Consider the following 15,282-nt stretch of genomic DNA (forward strand, 5'->3'; position numbering starts at 1 on the left):
ATGTCTGAGAAAACTTTTCTGGTGGAAATCGGCACTGAAGAGCTGCCACCAAAAGCACTGCGCAGTTTGGCTGAGTCCTTTGCTGCGAACTTCACTGCGGAGCTGGATAACGCCGGCCTCGCGCACGGTAACGTTGAATGGTTTGCCGCCCCGCGCCGTCTGGCGCTGAAAGTGGCGAATCTTGCTGAATCTCAGCCCGATCGCGAAGTCGAAAAACGTGGTCCGGCGATTGCTCAGGCGTTCGACGCCGAAGGCAAACCGAGCAAAGCGGCAGAAGGCTGGGCGCGCGGCTGCGGGATCACCGTTGATCAGGCCGAGCGTCTGAAGACCGACAAAGGCGAATGGCTGCTGTATCGTGCCCACGTGAAGGGCGAAAGTACCGAAGCGCTGGTGCCGAACATGGTAGCCACCTCGCTGGCGAAACTACCGATCCCGAAACTGATGCGCTGGGGCGCGTCTGACGTACACTTCGTGCGTCCGGTGCACACCGTGACCCTGCTGTTGGGCGATAAGGTCATTCCGGCGACAATTCTGGGTATTCAGTCTGACCGCGTCATTCGCGGCCACCGCTTTATGGGTGAGCCGGAGTTTACTATCGACAATGCTGACCAGTACCCGCAAATTCTGCTGGAGCGCGGTAAAGTCATTGCGGACTACGAAGCGCGTAAAGCCAAAATCAAAGCGGACGCCGAAGAAGCAGCGCGCAAGATTGGCGGTAATGCCGATCTGAGCGAAAGCCTGCTGGAAGAGGTGGCCTCGCTGGTGGAATGGCCGGTGGTATTGACGGCGAAATTCGAAGAGAAATTCCTCGCCGTGCCTGCCGAAGCGCTGGTGTACACCATGAAGGGCGACCAGAAGTATTTCCCGGTTTATGACAACGCGGGCAAGCTGCTGCCGAACTTTATCTTCGTCGCCAACATCGAGTCGAAAGATCCGACCCAGATTATCTCCGGTAACGAGAAAGTGGTGCGTCCGCGTCTGGCAGATGCTGAATTCTTCTTCAATACCGACCGTAAAAAACGTCTGGAAGACCATCTGCCGCGTCTGCAAACCGTGCTGTTCCAGCAACAGCTGGGCACGCTGCGCGACAAGACCGACCGTATTCAGGCGCTGGCGGGCTGGATTGCCGGTCAGATTGGCGCTGACGTCAACCACGCCACTCGTGCGGGCCTGCTCTCCAAGTGCGACCTGATGACCAACATGGTCTTCGAGTTCACCGACACCCAGGGTGTGATGGGGATGCACTACGCGCGTCACGATGGTGAAGCGGAAGATGTGGCCGTGGCGCTTAACGAGCAGTATCAGCCGCGCTTTGCCGGTGATGACCTGCCGTCTAACCCGGTGGCCTGTGCGTTGGCGATCGCCGATAAGATGGACACTCTGGCGGGTATCTTCGGTATCGGTCAGCATCCGAAAGGCGACAAAGACCCGTTTGCGCTGCGTCGTGCCGCGCTGGGCGTGCTGCGCATCATCGTTGAGAAGAACCTTGTTCTTGATCTGCAAACGCTGACTGAAGAAGCGGCGCGTCTGTATGGCGACAAGCTGACCAATGCCAACGTAGTCGATGATGTGATCGACTTTATGCTGGGTCGCTTCCGCGCCTGGTATCAGGATGAAGGTTACACCGTCGACACCATCCAGGCGGTACTGGCGCGTCGTCCGACCCGTCCGGCAGATTTCGATGCTCGTATGAAAGCGGTATCGCACTTCCGTACCCTGGAAGAAGCCTCTGCGCTGGCGGCGGCGAACAAGCGCGTCTCCAACATCCTGGCGAAAGCCACTGAGCCGCTGAACGATATCGTCCACGCCTCCGTACTGAAAGAAGCGGCGGAAATTGAGTTGGCCAGACATCTGGTTGTGCTGCGTGATAAGCTTCAGCCGTACTTTGCCGATGGTCGTTATCAGGAAGCGTTGATTGAGCTGGCTGCTCTGCGCGCGCCGGTGGATGAATTCTTCGAAAATGTCATGGTTAACGCGGAAGAGAAAGATATCCGTATCAACCGCCTGACGCTGTTGTCGAAACTACGCGAACTGTTCCTGCAGGTTGCAGATATTTCGTTACTGCAATAAGCGTTCAGTTAATTAAACAAAAACCTGCTTTCGGGCAGGTTTTTTTATAACATAAATAGTATCAGTCGATTCGCTAATAATTCTGTAACTCATAGACGCGGTTATTTCTATTGATTGGCAAAAAATATTTCATGAATACATTAACGCTGGCGGTACGGATATTGGCGTTAGAATAGCTGCGGGTGCTTGAGACTGTTTGTCTCAGATATTCATCAAAAGGCAGACAGAGAAAAGCCCCACCTGACTATACCCAAAATAATTCGAGTTGCTTAAAGGCGGCAAGGGAGTGAGTCCCCAGGAGCATAGATAACTATGTGACTGGGGTGAGCGACAAATCTGCCGGGAGCAGATTTGAACGTCGCGTGCGACGGCCCGTCAGGGCGAGGCCCATGGATGGGCCGAGTAATCCGTAGCCAACACATAAGCAACTTGAAGTATGAAGGGTATATAAATCAAAAGTGCACTGCGCCCATTATTGATCTCTTCAATAACGAAGCGATCTCCTGCAGTATTTCAGAATGTCCAACCATGCCGATGATCGATGACATACTCATGAAGGCATTTGCCAGACTTGATGCGGGTACCAATCCGGTTCTTCATTCAGATCAGGGCTGGCAATACCGTCATAGATGGTACCAGTATCAGTTACGAGAGTTTGGCATCATCCAAAGTATGTCCCGCAAAGGCAACTGCCTTGATAATGCCTGTGCAGAATGTTTTTTCGGGACTTTAAAATCAGAAAGTTTTTACACCAGTAAATTTAAGGATATTGATGAACTTAAGATAGCTATTGAGGATTACATACGATACTACAATACCCGACGAATTAGCCTTAGATTTAACGGACTCAGCCCGGTTGAATACCGCCTAAAGAGCTATCCAGGCAGAAATTAACAAGGTCTGTACAGGGATGCTATCAGGAAACCTGAACGTCGGTAGATACGCTCACGCAAATGTCTCAGGGCGTGAAGCGGACATTTAAATATTTGTTCCAGTGGCCAAATTTAGTGCACTACTACAGTATCGGTTGACACCTATCCTTTAAATCTGGTCGGCCTATGCATAAACAATCGATTTTTGAAGTCAAGGTTAGGACAGCTCTTCCCGCTTAACCAATGGAACGCTGTAATCAGGTCGAATACTCTTTGAACCCGGCATAGCTCGCATTTCTTGCGGGAAATGCCAGATATTAAAATCCTTATTCGGGAATGTATCGTAATGGAAAAAATCCCAGCCAAGCAGAGCAGCCATACGTTCAAAGGCAAGCTCCTTAGCCACTGATAGTTCTAGCCGAGGATTAAGGTACTTTAAGTACCCAGAATTCACAGCTCCGGTCAGAATGTCGACAACCTGTAATCCAAGATGATGCTTAGAGTCGTGCATCGTCACAGACTTAATCAGCTTCTTCATCCCTGCCCTAGCCAGCATGTTGTTAGCAACAATACCTGTCACTTCATCGTTCTTTTTGTATTTATCAATCTTCTGGTCGATGATCACCTCAACGTCACTCTTAATCTGCTTAGCAACGTTCTTAACGAGCATTGTGTACGTCTGGTAAAAAGCCAACTCCCTGTCCGTCTGCCAGTTGTTGTAAATGTTCTTAACTACAACAATTGAGTGGAAGCAGCACGAGTTCTTGAGCACCATAGCCAGCAGCTCAATGCAGATGTTTGCCTGCCCTGCACTGTTCTTAATCTTGGACCACTTCAACTCACCGACAATCCCGTACTTATCTTTTAATTTCTGGACGCGCTCATTGAAGATGTGTAACGTGTCTTTACGCACACACAGCAAACCAATGCCATAACAGCGGTCACTCCCTGTCGTACCACTCTCATCACCAAAAGCCACGTATTCCATACAAATACCCACATAAAATTAAATGGGTATTTTATGCTCAACCCAAGCGACAGACAATGTTTGTGGGTCTACTCAAGAGCCTTTAGGTATCTAGTGTATCCATACGCTCGCACAATCTACTCACGGCACTTGACGGGCAGGACGAAGGTCTTATATGAGCGAGGAGTAAAAGTTGATATGCAAGCAGCACAGCACTATGTGGCTGTTTATTGTTCTGACGCCACTGGTGGAAGAGATGTTCTTGCCTTCGAAATCAATTTTTCAATTACTTCCAGAGGAATGTTCTCTTCGTAACAGGTCAAAAATAATTCGTGAGTAATATCAGAAAAGAAGATCTCTGCAACTTGCCGTAAAGGAGATGTCTCGCTGACGTATAACTCTAGGTACATGCTATCACGCAATAGGGGTTCTACGCCGGCACCCCAGATTTTTCTGCGGCCTATAAGGGGCCGCTTGGAAAACGAAAGTTATCCCGCGTCAAGCCTGTTTTTTAGGGAGCCAGAATTTTACAAGCTGCTTTGAGCGAGTAACTGTAGTGACCTGCATTTATAAATGCTCAGGCCCGCATTTATCGCGTCATTTTTGCCCACAATACCTGCATCTATCCGGGTGACCAAACCCGGATTAACTACAAATGAACCTACATTCGAACACTTCGACCTGCATTTCATTTTGACGAACCCACTTTATTTGTGACCAGCGGTTGTTCCATTAACTCAGCGGTCATCGTTGTTTCTGGTCTTTGATTCCTGTAATGACTAACTGCACTCAGAGCACCAGCGCCCATCAGCCCCGCTCGCCGACTGGCAAAGTATCCAGAAATCGAACGTTTTGTGGAACCCAACAGCCACGATTTTCAGTTGCAGATATTGCGGGTGGGCGATCAGCTAATCGTAAATGCAGGTCGAACCGATTTCAAATACAGGTCACTACATTTATCCTTACGGCAATTGTTGGCAGGAATAAGTTGGCAAGGTCGATCTCGAAGGGGTGGACTGGAAAAAAAGCTGGTTGAGGTGGATTAAAATGACTATGGAAGTTCACGGGTTTATTATTTCGTCTCCGTTCGTGTTCGTCTGCGATGGTAAGGTTTATCGCAGCCAATCGGGGAAAAACTGGACGGTCATATTTAGCCGTTACGGTACGCAAGCCTGGGGGAATGATACCTATGCTTCCCAGCGCGTTGACCGTGCCTGCCCGCCAAATCGTAACGAAGAAGTTCGTTTGGCTTTCCGTGGCGCAGTTATGCGCCACTTCAAGCTGAACTACACCCAAATTGAGGCGTTCTTCCAGCGTCAGATCGACGAGGGCAAGCAAATCCTGGTTGAAGGAAATTCGGTTAAACGCCATGTGGGTGGCCGTAGCAGCTACAGCACAGGCAGTAGCAGCACGACTGTATCTGCTCCCGCGCCCGCTCCAGTCAAAAAGGAATCCCCCCATCCGGCGCTTAAACATGGTTGCCCAGCGAGTCGCTTGGAAGAATTCCTGGCCTGGGAAAAAGCGCACCTTGGGATTTTGAATCGTGTCAAAATGCCCCAGCGCGTTGCCATGTTCTTGGGAACTTGGGAAGAACCGAAAGCGGTCGAACCTGAACCCGTGGTGGTCGAAGAACCCCAGGCTGAAGAACCGCAAGCCGAACGGTCGCTGGCTGAAGAACGCGAACACAAAGAAGATGTACCGTTCTATGGCCGTCGCCGTCGTGATCAGGGGAAATTCCGTGAAGATGTGATGCTTAACTGCGGTGGCCGTTGCGTCTACACGAATGCCATTGCGGTACGCTGTGAAGCCGCGCACCTTAAAGCCCACGCTCGCAAAGGTGGCGCGAGCTTTAAAAACGGTCTGCTGCTGCGCGCTGATATCCACAAGCTCTTTGACGCGGGACTATGCGCCATCGATCCACACACGCTTAAACTCTGGTTCGCGCCAGACCTGGTAAAAAAAGACGCAGATCTCGCGGCCATTGATGGGATAACGATGCGCAAAACGCTGCTCCCTATCAACAAAGACAATATCGAAGGCCGCTGGGATGCCTTCGTTAAGATCTTGCTGGCATGATTAACTGGTCACAAACGTCCGCTTCTGGCACAAAGCGGACATCAGTATTCAAAAAATGAAAAACGACGACTTGATGTATACCGTTTGCTATACATGGTGGTTGTGCTATCATTGTAAAGCAAATGCTATACAAGGGGTGTCTCATGAAATCAGATGTTCAACTTAACCTTAGAGCTAAGGAATCGCAGCGGGCGCTCATTGATGCAGCTGCGGAAATCCTTCACAAGTCACGTACAGATTTCATTCTGGAAACGGCCTGCCAGGCTGCCGAGAAAGTGATCCTTGACCGCCGTGTATTTAACTTTAACGATGAGCAATATGAGGAGTTCATCAATCTGCTTGATGCACCGGTCGCAGATGATCCCGTTATCGAAAAACTGCTGGCAAGGAAACCTCAGTGGGACATGTAACAGCACCAGAACCTTTGTCCGCTTTTCATCAGGTAGCTGAGTTCGTCAGCGGTGAAGCTGTGCTCGATGACTGGTTGAAGCAAAAGGGCCTCAAAAACCAGGCTCTCGGAGCGGCCAGAACATTTGTGGTGTGCAAGAAAGACACGAAGCAAGTAGCCGGTTTTTACTCTCTGGCCACCGGTAGCGTCAACCATACAGAAGCAACAGGCAACCTTCGGCGTAACATGCCAGATCCCATCCCTGTCATTATACTTGCCCGTCTTGCTGTCGATCTCTCATTCCATGAAAAAGGGCTTGGTGCTGATTTACTTCATGATGCAGTGCTTCGTTGCTATCGGGTTGCCGAGAATATTGGTGTACGTGCAATCATGGTTCATGCACTTACCGAAGAAGCCAAAAATTTCTACATTCACCATGGTTTCAAATCATCACAAACTCAGCAGCGAACATTGTTCCTTAGGCTCCCTCAATAGAATGCAAAGACTGTTATGTTCAAATCGCTATAAGCGATAATTTGATAGAACGTCTAAGGTTAAATTCAGGAAGAATACGACGAACAAAATATTGATGAGACAGGAATCCGCGTGATGCAAGAAAGCAACGGAATGGATAATCCGATTGCGGACAATGTTATTTAGTTATAGCCAGAAACAAAAAAGAGCCCATGTATTAAATGGACTCTTTCGCTGATGCCTCGGTTAATCTGTCCAGGTTTTGGGGTCAGTACAAAGTGAGCCCCCTCTGCCATTCTTGTGGCGTTATGCATTCTCAAGGCACTCTGTTAATTTTATCTTGTTGGCGTTTTATAGGCCCGATAACCCATTATGTTATCGGGCATTTTTTTAACGTAATGGTAATTCCGTCAGACAGGTCTGGCTGTCATCTCTGGTGGCAATGGCATGTGACGCCGTTTTACCGTTGTAGCTTACTTCGAGCGTCCCTTCCATATTGCGCGGTAGCCAAACACCGATAAATCCGTTTCGATAGCTTTGCATCTCTTTTTGTACGATGACAGCGCCTTTACTGTCTGTCACTTTTACAGTGAACGGTTTATTCGGCATTTCTCCCTGACAGCCGGAAAGGCTGTGGTTAAAACAGGGGTGTGTCCGCCATTCATAGGGCGCAAAAGAGAGATAGAATTTGTCGCCTAACGGCAGCGTATAAATCTGCTCTCCGTCAGATAATTTGAGCTCGGTACTGGTAATCGACGCGGAGTAAGGCAAAGGACGGCTCTGCGGCGTCTGATCAATCGAATCCACGATCTGCTCAACCGTTTTTCCCGCCAGCCCATGTTGCGCCAGAAAAGCGGATTCTGAGGATGCCGCAAGCGCGGAGCCGCTGGCGCATAAACCCAAAAGTAATAACCATGATGATTTCGACATAACTTCAATTCCTTGTGAACAATCTCCTTGCCTACTATAGGGGTTCCCCTAAGGGAAAGGTCAAAGGAACGCAGGGTAAAGTAATGCAAAGTTATGCTGGGGGAGAGGGGGAATTGGAATAAAAAAAATCCCCGCCATCAGGCAGGGATTCAAAATTCTGAGCTTTTTAAGCTTACAGGCTGGTTACGTTACCAGCTGCCGGGCCTTTAGCGCCGCTTTCGATGGTGAAGGAAACTTTCTGACCTTCGTCCAGAGATTTGTAACCATCGTTCTGAATAGCGGAGAAGTGTACGAACACGTCTTTAGAACCGTCATCAGGAGTAATAAAGCCGAAGCCTTTATCAGCGTTGAACCATTTTACGATACCAGTCATTTTACCGGACATAGTGTATTACCTTTTAAAAAATAAGTGTGCCTTTCGGCGTTATGGCGTGCTTTACAGATTTTTTAAGCGTTAAGGAAATGCGCACTACGAGGGGTATCTAATGGATAACTCTTGAAGGGACTTGCCTTACTAAACTGCTTTAATGGTCTGTACGTCAAACCGTTGAGCACATTAACTCATGTAATGCCGGGCGATGCAACTTTTATTTTACTTTATTTCTCCAGGTCAGGAATCGGGCGGGGAAAACGGTCCTTACGCAGGACCGTTAAAACAGAAAGGGGTAAAAATTACTCCATCAATTGCTTACTTAAGCGTGGGTTCGCCTGTATCAGGCGCATCAATTTGAGCTCTGCTGGCGTGGGTTTTTCGCGTTTCGATTCCCATTCCTGAACCATGGCAACCGTTACGCCCAGCGCTCTGGCGAATTCATCTGTTTTTAGTCCCGTCCCTCTCCGTAACTGTTCAAATTCGGTAAAAGGATTGGGTTTTTGCGTCAGGGTGATCTTTCGCGTTTCATCTTTAAAAACAATTTGTTCCAGGCTGCTCAGCAGCTCAAACATCGGATCTTTATATTCCATTGAGAACTCCTGTAAATCACACAGCGGGATCGTGAAGTGCATCGAAGCCTCTTAAGAATAGTCGGGAAACTTGCGGGTGGGGGGCGACGCGCCGCCAGGAAGCGCTATCGATTCGTTTCGATGCCTTACGCTACGCGACTTTTAGGACGCTAACAATTTGATCCAGGAAGGTATATCCGTCTTTCAGAAAATAATTGTAAAGATTAAAAAAATATTACACTCCCCGCTGGAAAGCTTTCTTGCCGCGTTTTTTATCGCAGTGTCAGGCCAAAAATTAACAATAAAATAACAAATTAAGCATTGATGCAGATAAACATAATTTTCCGCTACAAGATCGCGTGGAAAGGGTATCCTGCAAGCCTGACCTGGACTATCCTTGTAAGCCGTCAGGCACGCAGGTGTCGTTGTGCGCATTTTTGGGTGAAAGGAGTATTAACAATGGCGACAGGTAAGTCCTGCTCTCGCTGGTTTGCGCCTGTTGTGGCGTTATTAATGGTGTTTAGCCTGAGCGGGTGTTTTGATAAAGAAGGCGATCAGCGCAAAGCGTTTGTCGATTTCCTGCAGAATACAGCAATGCGTAGCGGAGAGCGTTTACCAACGCTGACGGCCGATCAGAAAAAACAGTTTGGTCCGTTCGTGTCTGATTACGCGATACTGTATGGCTACTCGCAGCAGGTAAACCAGGCGATGGATTCCGGTCTGCGCCCGGTGGTCGATAGCGTTAACGCCATCCGCGTTCCGCAGGATTATATGACGCAACGCGAGCCGCTGCGGCAGGCAAATGGTTCGTTAGGCGTGCTGGCGCAACAGTTGCAGAATGCAAAACTGCAGGCTGATGCCGCGCATGGCGCGTTAAAGCAGGCCGATGACCTGAAACCTGTGTTTGATCAGGTCTACAAAAAAGTAGTCACCGTGCCGGCAGATGCTTTGCAGCCGCTGATCCCGGCGGCGCAGATCTTTACGCAGCAGTTGGTACAAGTGGGCGATTATATTGCGCAACAGGGCGAGCAGGTGAGCTTCGTCGCGAACGGCATTCAGTTCCCGACCTCACAGCAGGCCAGCCAATATAATGCGCTGATTGGGCCGTTGGCCTCGCAGCATCAGGCGTTTAATCAGGCCTGGACGGCGGCGGTAAACGCAACCCAGTAATGACAGTCTGCCCGATAAGCGCAAGCCAGCGCTTATCGGGCCTGTAGCGCTATCCCGCCGCCTGCGGGTTGACGCAGTTCTTCTCTATTTTTCCCTGCAGCGCATCAATCAAATTATCCACCGCACAGGCCATCATGTTGTAGCGCGTCTCATGCGTTGCCGAGCCAATATGCGGCACCGCGACGACATTAGACATGTTCAGCAGGGGCGAATCCACGGATAGCGGTTCATGCTCAAAGACATCCAGACCTGCCGCATATATTTCCCCGTTTTGCAGCGCGGCAATCAGCGCGTTTTCATCGACCACCGGGCCGCGTCCGGCATTAATAAAAATGGCGGACGATTTCATTCTGGCAAACTGTGTTGCGCCAAACAGATGTCGCGTTTCTGCCGTTAGCGGCAGGATCACGCAGACAAAATCAGCCTCCTGCAACAACGTATCCAGATCGCAGTAGCGGGCGTTAAACCGGTCTTCCGCCTCCTGATGCCGCCGACGGGCGTGATAGAGAACCGGCATGGTAAACCCAAAGTGCGCTCGCTGCGCCAGCGCCATCCCGATACGCCCCATCCCAACGATACCGAGTGTTTTGTGATGCACATCGACGCCAAACCACGCCGGGCCAATGCTTTCCGTCCATTCACCCGCCTTAACCCGTTCTGCGACGTCTACCACGCGGCGGGCAGTGGTCAGCATCAACGCCATCACCGTATCGGCAACGGTTTCCGTCAAAACGGCAGGCGTGTGCATCAGGACTATTTTGCGGGCAGTAAGGGCGTTCACCTCGACATTATCGTATCCCACCGAGATGGTCGACGCCGCGCGTAGCGCCGGCATTTTTTCCAGCAGCGCGCGGTTAACGGTTTCGCTGGCGCCCAGAAGGCCTTGCGCGCTGGCAAATGCCTGCGCGTGTCGCGCTACCGTTTCCGGATGCAGGTTCGGTACCTGGGTGACGGTAAAATGCGCCTCCAGGCGATGCAGCAAATCATCAGGCAGGGTTTTGTAGAGAATGATGGACGGCTTCATGCGACTCTCCGTAAATCAAAAGGTAAGCGCGGCATGCGCCAACCGGAACAGGCTTATTATTAACCCGTTTAGCCATCATCGACCAGCCAATTTCCCCGCTGTCGGCAGCCGTGTCGTGGTAAATAATGAATGAATACCGAATGATGTGCGATGTAACCGGTCTGGCGAGGGAATAATGCAGGCCGGGTAAAGCATACCGCCTTACCCGGTACGATAGTTTACTGCAATGGACTCAAGGTAATTTCGACGCGGCGGTTTTGCGCCTTACCTTCTGCCGTACTGTTGCTGGCGATCGGGTTCGCCGGACCCATTCCGCTGGTACGGATACGGCTGGCGTCGACGCCCTGGGTGATCAGCGAGCTGGCGACGGAGTCAGCACGCTGCTGCGACAGACGCATATTCAGATCGTGGCTACCGGTACTGTCGGTGTAGCCCACCACATTGACGGCGGTCTTGGGATACTCTTTCAGCACCATCGCCACGCCGGTCAGCGTGTTAGCGCCTGCCGGTTTCAGCGTCGCGCTGCTGCTGTCGAAGGTGACATTATTCGGCATATTCAGAATGATATTATCGCCGCTTCGCGTCACGCTAACGCCTGTGCCCCGCATTTTGTCACGCAGTTTCGCTTCCTGTACGTCCATGTAGTAACCCACGCCGCCGCCCAGCGCCGCGCCAGCCGCCGCGCCAATCAGCGCGCCTTTACCGCGATCTTTTTTGGAGGAGGAGAGTGCGCCGATGCCTGCGCCGACCAGCGATCCAATACCCGCACCAATGCCGGATTTACCTGCTTCGCGTTCGCCGGTGTAAGGGTTTGTTGTGCAGCCAGATACTGCCAGGGCGCCGCTCACGATGGCAGCAATCACAAATACACGTTTTTTCATCTTAAATCCTTATCACTTTTTTATTTTTACCACAGCGACCGTGGCGGTTGATTATGACGTCTGCACATGAAGAAAATTCCAGGGAAAACTCTGAAATTTGTAAGTAACATTGATCGGCAAAATAAATAATCCCAATAATTCAGGAGCGAACCTTGACCCACGCACCATCGCGTCATTCGGTATTGACCGCCGCACACTGGGGGCCAGTCCGCGTTGAAACCGACGGAGAACGCATTTTTGCCTCGTATGGCGAACTCCCGACGGCACACCAGAACTCCCTGCAAACCGTTGTGCATGACCAGGTGCACAGTAAAACGCGGGTTCGCTTCCCGATGGTGCGTAAAGGGTTCCTGGCTTCTCCCGATAAGCCGCAAGGCATACGCGGGCAGGATGAGTTTGTTCGCGTAAGTTGGGATGACGCGCTGGATCTGATCCACGCTCAGCACAAACGTATTCGCGAAAGTTATGGACCATCGTCCATCTTCGCTGGCTCCTACGGTTGGCGTTCGAACGGCGTATTGCATAAAGCGGCTACGCTATTGCAGCGTTACATGGCGCTGGCGGGAGGGTATACCGGCCATCTTGGCGATTATTCCACCGGCGCGGCGCAGGCTATCATGCCTTATGTGGTGGGTGGCAACGAGGTTTACCAGCAGCAGACTAGCTGGCCGGTGGTGCTGGAACACAGCGAGGTGGTGGTGCTCTGGAGCGCGAACCCGCTGAATACTCTGAAAATTGCCTGGAATGCCTCGGATGAACAGGGGCTCGACTATTTTGCGGCGTTGCGACAAAGCGGCAAGCGCCTGATCTGCATCGATCCGATGCGATCGGAAAGCGTCGACTTTTTTGGCGATAAGATGGAGTGGATCGCCCCACATATGGGCACCGATGTGGCGTTAATGTTGGGAATCGCCCATACGCTGGTGGAAAACGGTTGGCAGGATGAAGCGTTCCTTGCCCGCTGCACGACGGGTTATGACCGCTTCGCCGACTATCTTTTGGGCACGACCGACGGTACGGCCAAAACAGCGGAATGGGCGGCAGAAATTTGCGGCGTTTCTGCGGTGAAAATCCGCGAACTGGCGGAAATATTTCATCATAACACCACCATGTTGATGGCTGGTTGGGGAATGCAGCGTCAGCAGTTCGGCGAGCAAAAGCACTGGATGATCGTTACGCTGGCCGCAATGCTGGGGCAAATTGGTACGCCTGGCGGCGGGTTTGGTTTTTCTTATCATTTTGCTAACGGCGGAAACCCGACGCGCCGCGCCGCCGTGTTAGCCTCGATGCAGGGAAGCATCCCTGGCGGGGTCGATGCGGTAGATAAAATACCGGTGGCGCGTATTGTCGAGGCGCTGGAAAACCCCGGTGGGTTTTACCAACACAATGGGATGGATCGCCGCTTCCCGGATATTCGTTTTATCTGGTGGGCGGGCGGCGCGAACTTTACCCATCATCAGGATACCAACCGTCTGATTCGCGCGTGGCAAAAACCGGAACTGGTCGTTATCTCGGAATGTTTCTGGACGGCCGCCGCGAAACACGCGGATATTGTTCTGCCTGCGACCACCAGCTATGAGCGTAACGATTTAACCATGACCGGCGACTATAGCAATCAGCATTTGGCGCCGATGAAGCAGGTCGTGTCGCCCCGGTGGGAGGCGCGGAATGATTTTGACGTTTTTGCTGAACTGAGCGAACGGTGGGAAGCCGGTGGTTACGCTCGGTTCACCGAAGGAAAAAGCGAGCTGGCGTGGCTGGAGACTTTCTACAATATTGCCGCCCAGCGTGGCGCCAGCCAGGGGGTGACGCTGCCGCCATTTGCCGCATTCTGGCAGGCTAACCGTTTACTGGAGATGCCGGAAAATCCCGCCAACGCGCAGTTTGTGCGCTTCGCGGATTTTCGCCGCGATCCTGATAACCATCCGCTAAAAACGGCCAGCGGCAAAATCGAAATCTATTCTGCGCGCATTGCCAGCTATGGTTACGCGGATTGTCCCGGTCATCCGATGTGGCTGGTGCCGGATGAGTGGCACGGGAACGCCGATGCGGGACAGGTTCAGCTACTTTCCGCGCATCCGGCGCATCGTCTGCATAGCCAGCTCAACTACAGTTCGTTACGGGAGCGGTATGCGGTAGCCGGACGCGAACCGGTGACGATTCATCCGCAGGATGCGACAACGCGTGGAATCGTCGATGGCGATACGGTACGCGTCTGGAATCATCGCGGGCAGGTTCTGGCGGGCGCGGTCGTTACCGACGGAATTCGGCCTGGCGTTATCTGTATTCACGAAGGCGCATGGCCGGACCCTGAACCTACCGCAGGCGGCATATGCAAAAACGGCGCGGTAAACGTCCTGACAAAAGATCTTCCCAGTTCCCGGCTGGGGAACGGTTGTGCGGGCAACACCGCGCTGGTCTGGTTTGAGAAATATACCGGCCCGGCGCTACCGCTTACGGCGTTTGATCCGCCTGCCAACTCATAATCCAGGTGGGGTGGGCGGTATCCTCCTGCCAGGCGCTATCTTCAATACGAAAACCAAGCGCATGGTAGAAGTTTACGGCGGATTGATTTTTCTGGTAAACCTCAAGGCTCAGCAGAGGAAAACGTTGCTGGACATATTCCAGAAGCGCTTTGCCAATGCCGTGTCTTAACGCGTCGGGGGCGACAAACAGCGCCCCGACAAAACGGGCTTCCAGTACGCTGACGAAGCCTTTCAGTTGTCCATTTTCCTCCCATACCCAGGTTTGCGCGGCGGGTAAATAGACGTCGCGTACAATTGCTTCGCTCTCGTGCCAGTAACGTTCTTCGATAAAGGGATGGGCATAAATGGTACTTTTCATCCACAGCGCCAGAATAGACGCCATGTCTTCACTCTGGGATTTGCGAATCATGTTTTTCTCCCGGATGGCAAAAACAGCCGGTAATATGGTCGTTGACCAGTCCGCACGCCTGCATAAAGGAGTAACAGATAGTCGTACCGACAAACTTGAAACCGCGTTTTTTCAATGCCTTAGCAAGCGCATCGGACGCAGGTGTTGAGGTAGGAATCTCATCCAGGCTGGCCGCCTGGGTGATCTGCGGCTGGCCATCAACGAATGACCAGACAAAATCGGCGAAAGACTCGCCGTTTTGCTCCATCGCAAGCCAGGCGCGGGCGTTACTGATAATGGCCTGAATTTTACCGCGATGTCGTATGATGCCCGTGTTCTGCAGCAGGCGTTCAACCTCCTCCTCCTGCATAGCTGCGATGCGTACCGGGTCAAACTGATGAAAACAGGCGCGGTAGTTCTCCCTCTTTTTAAGCACGGTGATCCAGGATAAACCGGCCTGTTGACCTTCAAGACAGAGCATTTCAAACAGCTTTCTGCTATCGGTTTCCGGCACGCCCCACTCGTTATCATGATAGGCAATATAAAGGGGGTCCTGGCTGACCCAGTCGCAACGCTGCATAGACTTCCTCGTTATTGTGGTTACCGCGAAAATT

14 protein-coding genes and 1 pseudogene are annotated in these 15,282 nt (G+C 51.7%); 7 read left to right on the forward strand and 8 right to left on the reverse strand.

Features of this window, described 5'->3' with window-relative positions:
- Together glyS and K8W53_RS00905 are read left to right on the forward strand one after the other, a co-directional pair.
- Window positions 1-2,070: a glycine--tRNA ligase subunit beta gene (gene glyS / locus K8W53_RS00900; RefSeq protein WP_023225090.1), complete on the forward strand. Its 2,070-nt coding sequence runs from the start codon at window positions 1-3 to the stop codon at window positions 2,068-2,070.
- 465 nt (window positions 2,071-2,535) lie between these two features.
- Window positions 2,536-2,964 (forward strand): annotated as a pseudogene (locus tag K8W53_RS00905) (transposase); the annotation flags it as partial.
- Between the two features lie 195 nt (window positions 2,965-3,159).
- On the opposite strand, the gene K8W53_RS00910 reads toward K8W53_RS00905, so the two are convergent.
- Entirely contained in the window at window positions 3,160-3,930 is a 771-nt protein-coding gene (locus K8W53_RS00910; RefSeq protein ID WP_000456879.1) for a DUF3800 domain-containing protein, read from the reverse strand.
- 1,026 nt (window positions 3,931-4,956) lie between these two features.
- Between K8W53_RS00910 and K8W53_RS00915 the strand changes: the two genes are divergently transcribed.
- The 3 genes from K8W53_RS00915 (at window position 4,957) to K8W53_RS00925 (ending at window position 6,868) form a co-directional block, all read left to right on the forward strand.
- Window positions 4,957-5,985 (forward strand): HNH endonuclease signature motif containing protein, encoded by a 1,029-nt coding sequence (locus tag K8W53_RS00915; RefSeq protein ID WP_023196719.1) that lies wholly within the window; start codon window positions 4,957-4,959, stop codon window positions 5,983-5,985.
- A 122-nt stretch (window positions 5,986-6,107) separates the two neighbouring features.
- Window positions 6,108-6,395, forward strand: a complete 288-nt coding sequence (locus tag K8W53_RS00920) for a DUF1778 domain-containing protein (protein ID WP_072106018.1) — start codon at window positions 6,108-6,110, stop codon at window positions 6,393-6,395.
- Window positions 6,383-6,868, forward strand: a complete 486-nt coding sequence (locus K8W53_RS00925) for a GNAT family N-acetyltransferase (protein WP_023225088.1) — start codon at window positions 6,383-6,385, stop codon at window positions 6,866-6,868. The genes K8W53_RS00920 and K8W53_RS00925 overlap by 13 nt, the downstream gene beginning before the upstream one ends.
- Before the next feature lie 369 nt (window positions 6,869-7,237).
- Here K8W53_RS00925 and cueP read toward each other — a convergent pair whose 3' ends face one another.
- The 3 genes from cueP to K8W53_RS00940 form a co-directional block, all read right to left on the reverse strand.
- Window positions 7,238-7,777: a copper-binding periplasmic metallochaperone CueP gene (cueP, locus tag K8W53_RS00930; protein WP_000047141.1), complete on the reverse strand. Its 540-nt coding sequence runs from the start codon at window positions 7,775-7,777 to the stop codon at window positions 7,238-7,240.
- 172 nt (window positions 7,778-7,949) lie between these two features.
- Window positions 7,950-8,162, reverse strand: coding sequence for an RNA chaperone/antiterminator CspA (cspA, locus tag K8W53_RS00935; RefSeq protein ID WP_000014594.1), 213 nt, complete (start codon window positions 8,160-8,162; stop codon window positions 7,950-7,952).
- 287 nt (window positions 8,163-8,449) lie between these two features.
- Entirely contained in the window at window positions 8,450-8,740 is a 291-nt protein-coding gene (locus tag K8W53_RS00940) for an HTH-type transcriptional regulator (protein ID WP_000455790.1), read from the reverse strand.
- Window positions 8,741-9,178: 438 nt separating this feature from the next.
- Between K8W53_RS00940 and K8W53_RS00945 the strand changes: the two genes are divergently transcribed.
- Window positions 9,179-9,889, forward strand: coding sequence for a DUF3053 domain-containing protein (locus K8W53_RS00945; RefSeq protein WP_000190524.1), 711 nt, complete (start codon window positions 9,179-9,181; stop codon window positions 9,887-9,889).
- A 49-nt stretch (window positions 9,890-9,938) separates the two neighbouring features.
- Here K8W53_RS00945 and ghrB read toward each other — a convergent pair whose 3' ends face one another.
- Together ghrB and K8W53_RS00955 are read right to left on the reverse strand one after the other, a co-directional pair.
- Window positions 9,939-10,913 (reverse strand): glyoxylate/hydroxypyruvate reductase GhrB, encoded by a 975-nt coding sequence (ghrB, locus tag K8W53_RS00950; protein ID WP_023225087.1) that lies wholly within the window; start codon window positions 10,911-10,913, stop codon window positions 9,939-9,941.
- 218 nt (window positions 10,914-11,131) lie between these two features.
- Window positions 11,132-11,794 (reverse strand): OmpA family lipoprotein, encoded by a 663-nt coding sequence (locus K8W53_RS00955; RefSeq protein WP_000747548.1) that lies wholly within the window; start codon window positions 11,792-11,794, stop codon window positions 11,132-11,134.
- A gap of 152 nt (window positions 11,795-11,946) precedes the next feature.
- Here K8W53_RS00955 and K8W53_RS00960 point away from each other — a divergent pair, with 152 nt between their 5' ends.
- The gene (locus K8W53_RS00960; protein ID WP_000148455.1) at window positions 11,947-14,280 is read left to right on the forward strand and encodes a molybdopterin guanine dinucleotide-containing S/N-oxide reductase; all 2,334 of its coding nucleotides are present in this window, start codon (window positions 11,947-11,949) and stop codon (window positions 14,278-14,280) included.
- Here the strand turns inward: K8W53_RS00960 and K8W53_RS00965 are convergent.
- On the reverse strand, window positions 14,249-14,689 hold the full coding sequence (locus tag K8W53_RS00965; protein WP_000619902.1) for an N-acetyltransferase: 441 nt from the start codon (window positions 14,687-14,689) through the stop codon (window positions 14,249-14,251). The two genes, K8W53_RS00960 and K8W53_RS00965, sit on opposite strands and share 32 nt — an antisense overlap.
- Window positions 14,667-15,248, reverse strand: a complete 582-nt coding sequence (gene tag / locus K8W53_RS00970; RefSeq protein WP_023225084.1) for a DNA-3-methyladenine glycosylase I — start codon at window positions 15,246-15,248, stop codon at window positions 14,667-14,669. Before tag ends, K8W53_RS00965 begins: the two co-directional genes overlap by 23 nt.
- Window positions 15,249-15,282: the final 34 nt, after the last annotated feature.

Origin of the sequence: Salmonella sp. A29-2, assembly GCF_020150755.1 — a bacterium.
Taxonomy (GTDB): domain Bacteria; phylum Pseudomonadota; class Gammaproteobacteria; order Enterobacterales; family Enterobacteriaceae; genus Salmonella; species Salmonella enterica.

What these genes read in the sequence shown, in the direction of transcription:
- glyS (WP_023225090.1), top strand. Translation starts at nt 1, where the DNA reads ATGTCTGAGAAAACTTTTCTGGTGGAAATCGGCACTGAAGAGCTGCCA.
- K8W53_RS00910 (WP_000456879.1), bottom strand. Translation starts at nt 3,930, where the DNA reads ATGGAATACGTGGCTTTTGGTGATGAGAGTGGTACGACAGGGAGTGAC.
- K8W53_RS00915 (WP_023196719.1), top strand. Translation starts at nt 4,957, where the DNA reads ATGACTATGGAAGTTCACGGGTTTATTATTTCGTCTCCGTTCGTGTTC.
- K8W53_RS00920 (WP_072106018.1), top strand. Translation starts at nt 6,108, where the DNA reads ATGCTATACAAGGGGTGTCTCATGAAATCAGATGTTCAACTTAACCTT.
- cueP (WP_000047141.1), bottom strand. Translation starts at nt 7,777, where the DNA reads ATGTCGAAATCATCATGGTTATTACTTTTGGGTTTATGCGCCAGCGGC.
- cspA (WP_000014594.1), bottom strand. Translation starts at nt 8,162, where the DNA reads ATGTCCGGTAAAATGACTGGTATCGTAAAATGGTTCAACGCTGATAAA.
- K8W53_RS00940 (WP_000455790.1), bottom strand. Translation starts at nt 8,740, where the DNA reads ATGGAATATAAAGATCCGATGTTTGAGCTGCTGAGCAGCCTGGAACAA.
- K8W53_RS00945 (WP_000190524.1), top strand. Translation starts at nt 9,179, where the DNA reads ATGGCGACAGGTAAGTCCTGCTCTCGCTGGTTTGCGCCTGTTGTGGCG.
- ghrB (WP_023225087.1), bottom strand. Translation starts at nt 10,913, where the DNA reads ATGAAGCCGTCCATCATTCTCTACAAAACCCTGCCTGATGATTTGCTG.
- K8W53_RS00955 (WP_000747548.1), bottom strand. Translation starts at nt 11,794, where the DNA reads ATGAAAAAACGTGTATTTGTGATTGCTGCCATCGTGAGCGGCGCCCTG.
- K8W53_RS00965 (WP_000619902.1), bottom strand. Translation starts at nt 14,689, where the DNA reads ATGATTCGCAAATCCCAGAGTGAAGACATGGCGTCTATTCTGGCGCTG.
- tag (WP_023225084.1), bottom strand. Translation starts at nt 15,248, where the DNA reads ATGCAGCGTTGCGACTGGGTCAGCCAGGACCCCCTTTATATTGCCTAT.